This window comes from Pseudomonas lundensis, from assembly GCF_015377145.2.
Classification (GTDB): Bacteria; Pseudomonadota; Gammaproteobacteria; order Pseudomonadales; family Pseudomonadaceae; genus Aquipseudomonas; species Aquipseudomonas lundensis.
This window is the reverse complement of record NZ_CP062158.2, coordinates 925,563-938,808: the sequence shown is the minus strand read 5'-3', so window position 1 is coordinate 938,808 and position 13,246 is coordinate 925,563. Positions and strand designations below refer to the sequence as shown.

13 protein-coding genes are annotated in these 13,246 nt (G+C 47.5%); 4 read left to right on the top strand and 9 right to left on the bottom strand.

The genetic code is table 11. The features are described 5' to 3' along the window. Positions 1 to 12: 12 nt before the first annotated feature. Entirely contained in the window at positions 13 to 657 is a 645-nt protein-coding gene (locus IF654_RS04750) for an MBL fold metallo-hydrolase (RefSeq protein ID WP_194862720.1), read from the bottom strand. A 182-nt stretch (positions 658 to 839) separates the two neighbouring features. On the opposite strand from IF654_RS04750, the gene IF654_RS04745 reads away from it, so the two are divergent. Both IF654_RS04745 and IF654_RS04740 read left to right on the top strand, forming a co-directional pair. Beyond that, entirely contained in the window at positions 840 to 1,820 is a 981-nt protein-coding gene (locus tag IF654_RS04745) for a tyrosine-type recombinase/integrase (protein WP_230683757.1), read from the top strand. Positions 1,821 to 1,847: 27 nt separating this feature from the next. Continuing rightward, entirely contained in the window at positions 1,848 to 2,774 is a 927-nt protein-coding gene (locus IF654_RS04740) for a hypothetical protein (protein ID WP_194862722.1), read from the top strand. Between the two features lie 446 nt (positions 2,775 to 3,220). Here the strand turns inward: IF654_RS04740 and IF654_RS04735 are convergent, their stop codons facing one another. Continuing rightward, positions 3,221 to 4,891, bottom strand: a complete 1,671-nt coding sequence (locus IF654_RS04735; RefSeq protein WP_194862723.1) for an anti-phage dCTP deaminase — start codon at positions 4,889 to 4,891, stop codon at positions 3,221 to 3,223. A 9-nt stretch (positions 4,892 to 4,900) separates the two neighbouring features. Then, positions 4,901 to 5,068, bottom strand: coding sequence for a hypothetical protein (locus tag IF654_RS04730; RefSeq protein ID WP_194862724.1), 168 nt, complete (start codon positions 5,066 to 5,068; stop codon positions 4,901 to 4,903). A 678-nt stretch (positions 5,069 to 5,746) separates the two neighbouring features. Between IF654_RS04730 and IF654_RS04725 the strand changes: the two genes are divergently transcribed. Continuing rightward, entirely contained in the window at positions 5,747 to 7,537 is a 1,791-nt protein-coding gene (locus IF654_RS04725; RefSeq protein WP_194862725.1) for an ATP-dependent nuclease, read from the top strand. A 477-nt stretch (positions 7,538 to 8,014) separates the two neighbouring features. Here IF654_RS04725 and IF654_RS04720 read toward each other — a convergent pair whose 3' ends face one another. The 6 genes from IF654_RS04720 to IF654_RS04695 form a co-directional block, all read right to left on the bottom strand. After that, positions 8,015 to 8,218: a hypothetical protein gene (locus IF654_RS04720; RefSeq protein ID WP_194862726.1), complete on the bottom strand. Its 204-nt coding sequence runs from the start codon at positions 8,216 to 8,218 to the stop codon at positions 8,015 to 8,017. Between the two features lie 77 nt (positions 8,219 to 8,295). Further along, positions 8,296 to 9,576, bottom strand: coding sequence for a P-type conjugative transfer protein TrbL (trbL, locus tag IF654_RS04715; RefSeq protein WP_194862727.1), 1,281 nt, complete (start codon positions 9,574 to 9,576; stop codon positions 8,296 to 8,298). A 205-nt stretch (positions 9,577 to 9,781) separates the two neighbouring features. Beyond that, positions 9,782 to 10,540, bottom strand: coding sequence for a P-type conjugative transfer protein TrbJ (gene trbJ, locus IF654_RS04710; protein ID WP_194862728.1), 759 nt, complete (start codon positions 10,538 to 10,540; stop codon positions 9,782 to 9,784). A gap of 46 nt (positions 10,541 to 10,586) precedes the next feature. Next, on the bottom strand, positions 10,587 to 10,961 hold the full coding sequence (locus tag IF654_RS04705; protein WP_194862729.1) for a plasmid mobilization protein: 375 nt from the start codon (positions 10,959 to 10,961) through the stop codon (positions 10,587 to 10,589). A 343-nt stretch (positions 10,962 to 11,304) separates the two neighbouring features. Next, entirely contained in the window at positions 11,305 to 11,541 is a 237-nt protein-coding gene (locus tag IF654_RS23225) for a TraK family protein (RefSeq protein ID WP_194862730.1), read from the bottom strand. Positions 11,542 to 11,665: 124 nt separating this feature from the next. Further along, positions 11,666 to 11,944, bottom strand: coding sequence for a hypothetical protein (locus IF654_RS04695; protein WP_230683755.1), 279 nt, complete (start codon positions 11,942 to 11,944; stop codon positions 11,666 to 11,668). 105 nt (positions 11,945 to 12,049) lie between these two features. Between IF654_RS04695 and IF654_RS04690 the strand changes: the two genes are divergently transcribed. After that, positions 12,050 to 12,910, top strand: coding sequence for a hypothetical protein (locus tag IF654_RS04690; RefSeq protein ID WP_194862731.1), 861 nt, complete (start codon positions 12,050 to 12,052; stop codon positions 12,908 to 12,910). The last annotated feature ends 336 nt before the right edge of the window (positions 12,911 to 13,246 follow it).

Below are 13,246 nucleotides of genomic sequence, written 5' to 3'. Positions count from 1 at the left end.
TCCATGGGCTGATCAAGCACGTACAAACGGGTTTTCGCGCATCTCATCGCCCAGACGGGTGTCAGGGCCGTGACCCGTAATCACGGTGGCATCTTCATCCAGCGTATACAGACGCTGCTTGATGGAACGTACGATAGTTGCCTGATCGCCACCCCACAAATCCGTACGGCCAACACCACGACGGAACAGCGTGTCCCCGGCAATCAACAGTTTTGCATCAGCAAACCAGAAGCTCATGGAGCCAGGCGTATGCCCCGGCGTGTGAATCGCCACGCCACACCCGCACGCCAGTTCTTCATCGTCGTCAAGCCAGCGATCCGGTGACGGCACCGGTGTATAGGGGACACGAAACAACGTGCACTGCATTTCAAGGTTGTCCCACAGGAACTGATCCTCTTTGTGCAGATGCAAGGTCGCCCCGGTTTTCTCCTTGAGCTGACCCGATGCCAGGAAATGGTCCAGGTGCGCATGGGTGTGGATGATGCTCACTACCTTCAAACCATGCTTCTCGAGGCGCGCCAGAATCAATTCATGATCGCCACCCGGGTCGACCACAATGGCCTTTTTCGTCACCGGATCGCCGATGATCGTGCAGTTGCACTGCAACGGGCCGAGGGGGAAGGTTTCCCGGATAAGCAAGGTCTTTGCGGCTTCCATGGGTGTTCCTGTAAAGTTAATGGCACATTTTTGGCACAGTACGAAAAACGATGGCGACGTTTAGGAAGAAAGGCCCCCACCAATGGCATGCTCAAATCAGACGTAAAGGGTGGCCCCAACAGACACGCACATTCAATACCCAGCTGGAAGCAAAAACCTGGGCGACCATGATAGAGCGGGAAATGGATGCTGGCGTATTCGTCAGCCGCAGCGAAGCGGAGGCGACTTCCTTCGCCAGCGCCCTGGAGTTGTACGCCAAAGAGGTGACCAGCAAAAAACGCAGCAGCGCCTCCGAATTGTCACGTATCCAGGCCATGCAACGTCATCCACTGGCCCTTCGCTCGCTTGCCAGCATTCGCGGTTCGGATATGGCGACCTACCGCGACGTACGGCTAAAAGAAGGCCTAGCTCCCTCCACAGTACGCCGCGAGCTAGCTCTGATATCTCACGTTTTTACTATCGCCCGCAAAGAGTGGCGAATGGAGTCTCTGACCAACCCAGTTGAACTGATACGCCAGCCAAGTGTGGACGATGCTCGCGAGCGACGAATCCTGAGTGCAGATGTATGGAAGTTGGAAAATGGGAAGCTGGTCTGCGAACACCTAGACGAGCTGGCGATGATCAACCAATACTCACGCTCGGTCGAACTGCCAAAGATTGTGACCTTCGCAGTAGAAACGGCGATGCGCCGCAGCGAGATAACCGGACTGCAGCGTACCAATGTTGACCTAAACAAAAGAGTTGCCCTGCTACCCCTGACCAAAAATGGCTCTGCCCGTGGCATCCCCTTATCCAGCACCGCTGTGGAAGTACTTAAATCCTTGGCGGATCAAGAGAGTGGCCGATGTTTCAAAAGTCGGCCCGATACGATCACAAAGGCATTCGCGGACGCCGTTTCGGGCGCTCGTCTTGCCTACTTGGAAGGGCTTCGCCTCCACTTAAAGCAGAAAGAACTCTCACAAGAGAAGATTGATTTGCGCATCCATAAAGATTTGTTTCTGTTCGATCTACGCTTTCATGACCTACGCCACGAGGCCACCTCACGCCTGGCAGAAATTTTCCCATTACATGAGTTAACCAAGATCACCGGACATCAAGACACTCGAATGCTTATGCGGTACTACCACCCACGGACGGAAGACTTAGCCAAAAAGTTGACCTGATTTTCGCGCATCTACAGGAGTAACGCCTTGGAAAAGTTAACGATAGTAGCAACCGCTGCACGCCTATTCTCCGCAGTATTTCGCCGCAGAAAAGAACCTTACAAATACTTGGAAGTTTCCGTACTCGGCCGAGGCATAGTTGCAGAAATCCCCGAATGCTTACCTTTCAAATTAGTAGACCTTCAGGGACAGCCCATTACTGATGGTGTTTACATCGCAGTAATTCGACTATGGAACCGAGGAACACTTCCTATACTGCCGTCTGACATCCCTGCATCTGCGCCTCTACTCGTGACTTTGGGAGATGAAGGATACTTACTAGGAGCCAACGGATTCTCAACAGTCGACGGGCTCAGCATAGAGCTTCAGCAAAATAAAAATGGAACGCTAGAAATCACCATAGAAGGCTTAAATCCAGGAGACGACATTCATATCCCTATGTACTACACAAGCAAGAATCCTTACCTACCAATTACTGCTTCCGGCCGCATACTCGGGCAGCAGCTACCAATCGACTTAACTGGACGGGAAGGCCTAGCAAGTACAACAGAACGACTCGCGGCGGGAACTATAATATTGCTTACTGCGGGAACTTTTCCCGCAGTAATCCTGCCTAGCTACTTAATATGGAAAGAGCATGGATTGAACGGCTTTTTTGAAATACAAGAAATTTCCCACTGGCTAACTGCGCCCCTCAGCCTTGGACTCACAATGCTGAGCATATTTCTCGCGGGTTGGATCGCAACGAAATTAGAGCGCCGAAAACATCCTGAAAGTTTTCCTCTTCGCTCCGACTTAGAGCCTACATTAAGAGAGTCACTGAAGGGACTTTGGCTGATGCTAATAACCGGTCGTCGCTATCGGGTATCATCTTCGATCTTTACGCTAGGGGAGCCAGTAATAATGGCCGGACGCAAGATTAAAAAGCGTTCAATTTCGGACTGGGTCCAGTAACCCTCCCTTTAAGAATAAACTTTAACGCAAAATACGGGAGAGCTAAAATCCACTCAAACGCCGAAAATGCACGTTGCTCTCCACCGGTGGCACGACAGCTCCCAGCACCAAGCATACCCCCGACTCAAACGAAGATAGGGATTATGAGTTAGCTTGTGACGCTGCAAGCCTAACGGGATCGTACAGAGGTTAGCGAAGGTATAACAAGCTGAAAGTAGCGTGGTTATGGGGTTAAGCGTAGTTTAGCGTAAGGGGTCAAAGCTGAGCACTGTACCGCTGATGTACTTTTCTAAATGGTGGTTCGGTTCTATGTGGTTTATATTTGTATGGCTGCTGATTTGTGTTATTTGCCATAAGCTTTATGTGAGATGTAGGAGGGGGTGGGGAATTTGGATTCAGATGAGTCGCAGCCTGCTCACGTGCTAGGTAAGCAGGACTGTAGGGCCTTACCTAGTAGCTTCCCCGCTGTCTTCAAAGCCCTTGACTGCTACCTTACTCTCCACGTCTATATAGGAGTCCAGATACTCATGAGAAATTAACGAAGCATCCTTCCCTACGATGCGTACTGCCTGGCCGGAGCTGTCTTTACGTCGATGACTGAATGCGAATAAAGTGGTGTAGCGTGTAGGAGATACACCTTGAAAATTCTCAAATAATACTTTTCCGCTGGATGCCTGATCTATTGAAATTGCATCTGAGTGCAGTTTCATAGCCAGACTCTTCTCGTATGGTTCGATATAAACTACACGTGAAATCCCTGCGGCAATAATGTGTCTGGCGCAATTGTGGCACGGATAGGTAGTGGTATACATCACTGCTCCGAGCGTTGAACTTTTCCCACTTCGCGCAATGTTCAAGATGGCTTCCATTTCAGCATGGATAGCACGAGAATATTCAATAATAGAACCCAGTGCAGTGATTTCCAGAATTTGGCGAGCTAACTGGGATGCATCTGCAGAGGTCAATAGAGGTTTGTTTTCACTAGCCTCATCCAACCCAATAACTTTTGCTGATATTACTGTAGTAGAAGCCTCATCTTTATCAGGCTCGCTGCGTTTTACGCTGGTGTCGCTATTTTTGACTTTTGAAAGAATAGATACAATATCTTTTGCCAAGCGTTGTTTAGTATCATCGTTATAGCATTTCTTGCCATGGACGACACAGCGCTGGTCATTTTCGGAGTCTTCACTATACAGACCGCCACCGCCAGAGGGCACATCATTCCAGCCGACAGAGATTACATCACCGGAATCGTTGGCAATTGCAGCACCTACTTGACGACTGAGGCATGCAGATTTCAATGAAGCCGCGTAGGCAGCGTACATACCTGCTTCGTCACGAGTAGGAGTAATACCGTTCTCGCCATGAACCAGTCCTACAAACCTCTTACAGGGCTTGGTGATGTTGCCAGAACTTTTCAAACTATGCTTGACGAAAAAGTCAGCCCTATGGACTGTCTTCTCTAGTTGTTGTCCGTGAGTAACGTTCTCTTTTCGATCACGCTCGACTAAGTTTTGTGCATCGACAGGGCTTAGCCCTTCCGTTTGCAAATACTCAAGGCGAGCACTCTGTGGGCTCATCACACCTACGAGGAAAAAAGCATTTCTATAAGTCAATCTGAACAGCTCTACCTCTTTGGGATGTTTGAGCTGGTCGACAATGTAAACAGTGCGCGGTGGAGTTGCATCGCCACTGGCATTCATTTTTACTTGGCGGTTGGTGGATATGTACTTTATAGCCTGAATAGCTAATGCGTCATCGGTAAATTTATCTCGGATGGCATTGCCAAGATCTTGAAGTGCAGTGTATCGCGCAAAAAAATCTAGTGTTTCGATTGTTTCAAGTTCAGTAGTTGCTAAATCGCTATGTTTTGCTGCAAGCTCTTTGATAAGGCTGCTGACTTTGACTATGTTTACTTCGTAAGAAAATGCACCAAATTGATCTTTAAGCTCAGAAACAACATCTTGCAGGTTGCAACCAACGGCACCACATACACCAATAACAAGTTCATTGGTGCGTCGAGACTTGATCTTTTCCTGTAAATCCTGACCGGGTTCAGTACGAACACTCTCCGCTGTTCCTTTTTGAGGAAAGCTCTTAACAGTCCCTGTTGCCATTTTTAAAAACTACCATTCGAGTTTTTTGGCGCGTTCAGCAATTTGCGAAACCGCGTGTTGGTATTCTTTTTGTTTTCTGCGTTCAGCGAATGCATCCGAAAAGATCACGGAGCCGCGAGGCTCATCACCGCGGACGACCTTAGCCACCGACGTTTCAACGTGTTCTTCAGTTCTCATCTGCTTGTTATCCTTTGTAAAAAATGCCTACCTGCTAGCTACTGGGGCGACGTTAACGCAAGGTTAGACCATATAGAAGGAATCTGAGGCTAATTTTGTGTTACAGCTTGGCATATCCCAGTACCCTGACGCCCTATGGGCGTCAGGGTACTGGGATATGCCAAGCTCTGCCAGCTGCTGCAGTGGGCGCGAACGGTATCACATCTGGCTTACTGGCTTCATCAGGCTGACGGATGGTCATTTCTGTTTGGGGGTGCGAGCCGTGAATCACTTTGGCTTATCAGGTACGTAAAGTACCAATTTGAGCTCCTACTGAAGGGTGACTGGTGAGAGAAGCTAGGTGGCGCTCCCTCGGCGGTCGATTTCTGCTCGATAATCATGGCTCTTGTCTAGTCGAGGACTCTAGGATCCCCAGCAAGGTGCGCCTTAAAAATTGCAGAATCTGGCGGCGTGTCTGGATTTATTTTTGGGCTATTGCGACATTCGACTGTCTGGATGTTAGTCATGGGCTATCGCTTCCAGGGAGACCCTGTTGGTTAAGGGCAAGCGAATAAAACAGAATTTGCTCACAAAACGTATTAAATTTTTGCCCCGTAGATGGGTTGCCTAAGCAGTGAGCTTTGGATGATGATGGCATTACGACACTACTGGTCGGCCTCACTTCAAGGAAAGATCTGTATGAGATTACATAAGCTGGGAATCGCTGGCTTCAAACGAATACACTCTGCAACTGTTGAATTCGGCGAGGCAACTTTTTTAATAGGAGCAAATAACGCAGGGAAAAGTTCGGTGCTGAAAGCGATAGAATCGCTACTTTCAGCTAAAGTCAGAATGGAGCCTTCTTTTTACTGTTCAGAAATTGATGCTGATACAGGAGAGAATAAAATATCCTGTAAAACTATAATATTAGAAGCAGAATTTCGCAATGTGCCGAATAAATCTTCTGATTGGAGAGGCTTTAAGGGACGTATTTTTAATTATGATCCCTTGGATTCAGGGGAGACAGGGAAAAGTATTTTTTATCGTAAAACCTACGTTTTAGGTGAGGATGTAGTTGTTGAGCTGAAATCTTTTGCGCGTACTTTAAAGCCAGAGTACGCTAAAATTTCAAAGGCTTCAGAATTGCTAGAGATAGGTATTGATGAAGCTGTGGTAACAGAGCTCTTCAAAGATTTGGATAAGAAAATAGGAGTGGCTGATCGCGCAAAGCTTGAGCTTATTGATGAGATTTGGGACGTTTCTGAAGATGAAGTTTGGGATAGAAATCCTGGTGGGATCAGCGGTGTCGTATTATCAAAGCTACCTAATTTCCTGCTTATTCCTGCTGAAGCTGCAGCACATGAATTTGATAAAGCTGGTGTCTTGCATAAAACGCTAAATGAACTATTTAAAGATGTTAGAGAGAACTCGCAACATTTTAAAGTAGCTCAAGATAGTTTGAATTTACTGGCCAAAGAGCTCGATCCTTCGGATTCAAACTCAGAGTTTGGAAAGATGATGATTGAGTTGAATCAGGTTCTGTGCGGAGTATTTCCAGAGTCTAGGATTTTCGCATCTGCAGATCTATCGGGTCCAGAAGCGTTGAATCCAATTTTCGCCATAGAAATGTCAAGTAATATCCGCACTAGTATTGCCAATCAGGGTACTGGAATGGTGCGTGCAGCAGTATTTGGACTTCTTCGCTTTCGTCAGCAGTGGATAAAAAAGAGAGTGGGAAATGATGATCGCGGATTGATAATAGGATTTGAAGAGCCTGAAATATTTCTTCATCCTAGCGCAGCAAATCAGATGCGTGATCTGATTTATGAGCTTTCCGGTGGGACCTCACAAATAGTAGCAACTACTCACTCACCATACTTAATTGATTTGGCGCGAAAGCCTAGACAGGTTCTGAACAGATTTCATTATGAGTACGGCCACTCTACGATACACCCCTTCTCAGTCTCCGAAAAATTCCGTGAGCTACAAGAAAGCGATAAAGATCAAGTGAAAATGCTTATTAAACTTGATGATCATGTGTCTCGTATTTTTTTTACGAGGAAAGTTGTTGTGGTGGAAGGGGATACAGAAGAAGTATTGATAAAAGAGGCTATTCGCCGTATGAGTCCAGAGGCACGAGCTAAAGTTCTATCGGGCAGCGAAATAGTAAAGGCTCGAGGTAAAGCTTCGATTATTGGTTTGGTTAAGTATTTAAAAGCTTTGGATGTTAATTTCTTTGTTATTCATGATAGAGATCAAGGAACAGTTGGTGCTGAAGTTTTCAATCAGCCAATAGCAGATGCTGTAGGAGAGCCAGATCAGGTTATCATGCTCCATGAATGTGTAGAGGATTTGCTAGGTTACGCTGCTCCAAACTCCGAAAAACCATTCAAAGCCTACAAGAAAACGTTAGAGTGGGCTGAAAGTTGGGAGGGTGTTCCTTTAGCTTTAAGGGAGGTAATGACGCGGGCCTTTAGCCCTCTGATTTAAGAAGTTGGTTATTCCTGGGGCTTGGTATATTTGGCAGGGTTTACGCTCTGCCAAATTACCTAGAAAACGCTACGGCTTTCTAGGTTGTGTGTGTGAATTTATGAGTTTAAGTCATGAGCTGGGTCGAGTTATACAGAGCGTGGTGGCTTTTATTTTTCTCTGTAGAATGCTTTGCCATAATATCTATGGGCACTGTTATTAGCCTGTTTAGTCTCACTCGTGGGATCGCGGTGAGATTTATGCAAGTGGATGATCATCATGCAGCGAGTGGCTGCTTAGAAGAGGCTTTAATATTATGGTCCCTTCAATTACTTCTACGCTCAACACGTCTCCAATCCCCCAACCAACTCTCGCAAGCAGTTCTGGTGGCAAGTCAACGATGCCCCCCCCACTCTCATCTGTAGTGTTCACGCATTTGACGATCCAAACTCCACTGTCGCCCATGATCTAAGTTCTCGACGTGTTTAATACAGCCAATTAACATGCTTCTGTTTTGGCTCTAACCGTTGCTTTGCTCTTTAGGTTTGGCGCGGTATCAACCTGCTCGAGCATTTCTAGAGAAAGTCCTACAGAGCGAAGCGTGTAACGGGTAACCATGAGTGGCAGCTCTGCCAGAATGTCATGATTGTCATGATTGTCATCGAGAAAAATCGGTGTATCCGGGCTGTCATCAATATTCATTTCTAAGGTTTCCTTAGCAGCTTAAAATCGTGCTACGGCCCTATTGGGCCCGACCCGCGCCCGTAATATCCGGATGTTTAATCTTGAGGAGGCTTCTTGTTCACGAAGGCCTGTACCTCGTCATCATTACCGACTCCGACGCTATCACCATCAAACATAGGTAAATGGCTTGGATGTTCAGCTTTTGCTACCGAGCTGAGCTGAGTATGCGCACCATCCGGGGCGTTGGTAAATCCGCCTCCGGTTCCCATAGCCTCTGAGAAGCTTGAGGAACCACCTCCAGCGGTATTTTTTGATTCTTGAGCTGCTCCAAAGTCGAACCCTCCGCTATTAGTCTCCGTGTAAGCCATGCCCATCTGTGCGGATTTGAACGCCGCTGATAGCGCAGACATGCCTCCAATCGCCTGTGTGGCACCAGCCAAGGCTGAGGCCCCTGCAGAGGCGGCAGCGGATGCTGCCATCGTTGCAGCACCTATGGCCGCCCCAGCCCCAAAGCTGCCGATGCCGGAAGATTGCACTCCTGAGCCCACTATCCCAGCAAGCATAGGTGGCAACTTGTTAACCAAGGTGAGTAGAACAACAGATGCTACGAGCAGAACGCACAAACTGTTCAGGTCGGGCGTTCCGGCCTTAAACGCTTTGTAGTACTGGTCTATGAAAGATTTCCCGATGCCTATTAGCAGGATCATTGTGAAAAGCTGAATACCAATACCGAGTACTGCTTTGTAAAAGCTGATCGCAATATCTGATGTCCAACGGCTTCCCCCGAATCCTAATAAAAAAACACCGGCATATGCCAGAAGCCATGCAGATACGAGCAGCAGCAACATATTGACTGCAATGAGGGCTAGGACTACTAACACCACGATTGCAGCCACGAGCATAACCGCAGAAACAACCGGAGACAGTAGAGATGCTGATTCACTGACTTTCGACAAGATGCTGAAACCGATGTCGACGATCCCAGATGGGGAAAGGCCATTTCCGAGACCTGAAGCTTCGGCACTAATGGTGCGCATGGTGTTGACTATGGATAAAGATATGGCCGGACCATTTATCAGTAGCCACCAGAAAAAACCAAGTGTTCCGAAAAACTTTATGGTTTCGGCGAAAAACTCCTGAATATCCGCTCGTCGCAGAGCCATGAACCCATACGTCCAAACCATGCTCACGAGCGCCAAACTCCAGAATAGCCAAGTGGCCGCACTAAGGATTTTGGATTGCCAGGTAATGGCCACTGCAGAGAAGCTATCTAGTATTTGGTTCAGCATATTCCCACTGTCCAAGTCTGCAGCATGAGCAGCTTGTGCGCTGATGAGTGCTGCGAGCAGTAGGTGAGTCGAAATGAGCTTTTTCATGCGTTCACCATTGTCTGTCGTTGCTTAGGGTGTTTTTGTGGCTCAGCGCGCAAGCATCCCTAACCGTTTGCTGATCTGTTTTCGTAAGCCCTGTGGGGTCGTCGTTACACTTCAGCCTCTTCGAGCTGTACTGCTCGTTGCAGCCGCTTAGGAGGGTAATCAGAAGGACAATGCAGGTTAAGATTCGACAGTGCATATGTGCTCCTTACCAAGACCTTTCAGCGCTATGGCTGTTATTGCCCGAGAGAGCATGTTGGTCGGCAGCCTGTTGCTGGGATTCTCGATCACCTGCTATCTGAGCTTCAGTAGCTACGGAGCTTTGCTGAGCGACGAGCAAGCTTCGGATTTGTATAAGCTGATTGGCTTGGGCACTAGCCAGTTGGTTAGCCGATTGGATTGCTTGCATTTGCCCCTCAGCGTTGACGGCCTGGCGCTGCATGTTTGCCAAGTTATTGGCATCCCGTTGTAGAGTGTTTTGTTGGCGATCAACGCTCATCAGAAGGGCGTCGGTGCTTAGTTTTCGGGCAGTGCTGGCCTCTGCACGGGCAGTGACGATGGCCCGTTTATCCTGATCTAAGCAAGTCTGAGAGCCAAAACAAGGAGACGCTGAGTAGTGCGAGATGTCCTGAAACTTGGATAAGTAGTTTTCGAGGCTGCCTGCTTGGTTCCTGTAGTAACTGAGGGTGTTCTGAGCTTCCAGCAGCTTCGTTATCGTTTGGTCAGCCTGATCCCAAATATAGGATGAAGGCGCAGCAGTGTTCTGCAGCATATTTTCGTACTGCATTAGCTGAGTTCGGTACTGCTCAATCTGCTTTACGACAGCGGCGACACTCTGCATAGCACTGATTGTGGTTTGCCCCAAATTCAATCCGTCGGCAACGGGTATGCCTGCAAGTGCTGGTTGGAGGTGTGTTGTTGCGATTGCCAGTAAACACCCACCGATAAAACCTTTGGTCTTGTTCATGGGAACTCCAAGGAAGAACACGGAATAATTGCGTGTTTTTTAGCGGCTAAAATTTTAAGGACTGCACCAAGTGCAACATTTCGATCTGGTTATCCTCGATTCGCTTTAACAGCGCCCTCACTACGCCGGGTGTCCAAGCACCGCCCGTGATGGCTAGTTTGGTGTCATTGGTCAGCCAGAGTTTTAAAAGCCCCCCTAAGCGTCCTTGGTCAGCATTAACCTTTGCGAGCTGATGCACGCACTGCGAGTCGATTGTTCCTTTAATTACGTACCCAAGGCTAAGGCGGCGGAGATACTCGGCCACTGTTAGGCTTGCTCGGGCTGCATTTTCTTTAATCACTATTTCTTCGCTGGCCAAGACGGGAACTCTCAAGTGTTTGCCATATTTCCTTGAGTCCGCACGGGATCTATTCGATGGCATTTGATACTTCTCCTGTCGTCACGACGATGTTCATCTCGCGGTAGCGAGACGCCTCGCAGAGCAAGAAAGCGTTGAGCGCCGCCAGGCGCGAATAAGTGATAGTGAAATTAGCTAGCCGGCTTGCCGGTTGGCTAACTTCACCTATCTTGCCCTACACTTCGATATTCCTTTAGCGTTCAATCGTGTGTTCCTCTAGTGAGCAGTGCGGTGTTTTATCGCGGACAATTAATATTGTTCGCGATAAAAACGCACCTGAACGGGGTTTAACCGCGCTAAGAACGGTTGACCGGCTTAAGAACGGTAGAGGAACGGTAGAGGAACGCTTCATTAGCCATTGCGACACTCACTCATCTGTTTCGGAGCAAAGCTGGTGGGCGTAACGCCGAAATGCCTGATAGCCAAAATTGATTGAATTATCATCTCGTAGTACCTCCCATATTTTAAAAATCGAGCATTTGTCATCAATAGCGCTTTGGATCTCGGTTCTCAGCATGATGAATGTGGCGCGATTCTTATCCCCTATTGACGCGTCTGTCGAAGCTGCTACACGCTCTGCTATTCTCAGTGACAATGATTTCATGATCGCTCCTAGGGAACTAGATTCTTAATCTGCATCTTGTCTAATTTTTTATGGTCACTGGTAGGCGCTGACGTTCTATACAGCCAATTCCCTTTAACTGTTCTTTCCAGGCAAATCGAATTAATCATGAACAAGCTTCTTGGTGACCGAAGTCGCCGTTAAGCAATGCGGCTACAGCATCCGTAGGGAAGTAAATACGCCGACCGATACGCCGCTTGACCCGATTCAATTCAAACATCCAGGGCTCCGTTGGCTTCTGCAGTACGCCACGAAGCCCAGATGGCTTTCGGCTTAGGGCGTGCGCCAACTGCTCAACGGTCATAAGTGAGCCGTATTTATCCTGCAGATAATCAATTATGGATTTCATAAAATTCCGGTATATCGAACGGATAAATTTCGACATATCGGCAGCAACCTCCAGACAATATAGAAAGCGAATCAGAGAGATGCAGATTGCTTCAGATTGGTATAGAGTTGCAGGTATAAATTTTTCTGGATATTCACCTTGATGGCCGCTAAAACATCATCTTCCGAGAAAGATACACGACTTTTCAGAAATCGCCTTAGAACAAAGGTTCTCTTACATGAGCTATCGTTGCGCGTAGCTTTGCCGTTCGCTGACACTTTTGCACAGTGGTTTGACCAAGAGATGATCACAAAAGGACTATACAACCGAGCTAATACAGCCGAAAGCAACAGATGGACCGGTAGCTTTAAAGGACGTACAGCACTACAGAATGAGCAGCTTGACCTATTACACGAACTATTCAGTGACGCACAAGACCTCTATCACAAAGGCCCATCAAATCTTTGGGATGCACTTTGGGGAGAACCCGACCAGCTTTGGAAATTTTGTAAGACAAGGATAAGTACTAACGCCCATTTCATGGACGACAAACTATGGAGGGAAGTACTTTCCAAACAAAACAACAAATACGACATTTGCGAAGCATTAAGAATATTTGAAGGCGAAATAATGCTCGCAACGGAAACAAACTTTCACGAACTCCCATTCGGATACTTGATAGAAGCCATAGCCCTTTACAGATTACACACCCATGCAATCAGATTATTTAGAATAAACTCCGATGGAATAGGAGCTTATAGAAGCTTATTTCAATGCGTATCCAACGCGGACATTAAAATCACATTAAGCATGCTTGGAATACTTGACGACATAAAAGACGAACTAATACGCTTAGAAACCATAAAACTGCAATCGTATCCCGATTACTGTGAGAAGGCTGGATTGAGGTATCCACCATCTAACGACGCTGCCAGAAAATATGCTAGCGACCCTTTAGCAATGCATGCCAACTCCGAACGATGGGATGACCTGAAGTTCGACTGGGTCAGTGAAGATGCGTGATGGGTCGCAAAAATAACTCATGTCTCAGCATCCCGGCCGTTCTGATGACAAAGCACACGGTCGACTCAGTTGCAGACAGCGACATCAAGGCTTCTTTGATTAAATAAGGATTAAAAAGGGATTAGGGCATACTTTTCATTCTGCGCCATCCCTTTCTGCGCAAGCCTTCAAGCCGTTTTAACCCTGTGGATAGCGTGCGCCGTATCCCATATTTCCCTGCATCGTATCCCACAACTCGATGCACCGTATCCCATGTCGAGTGCATCGCATCCCATAGCCCAGTGCATCGTATCCCACGTCAGAAAATGCATTTATCCACAGGCTCACATACCCAGT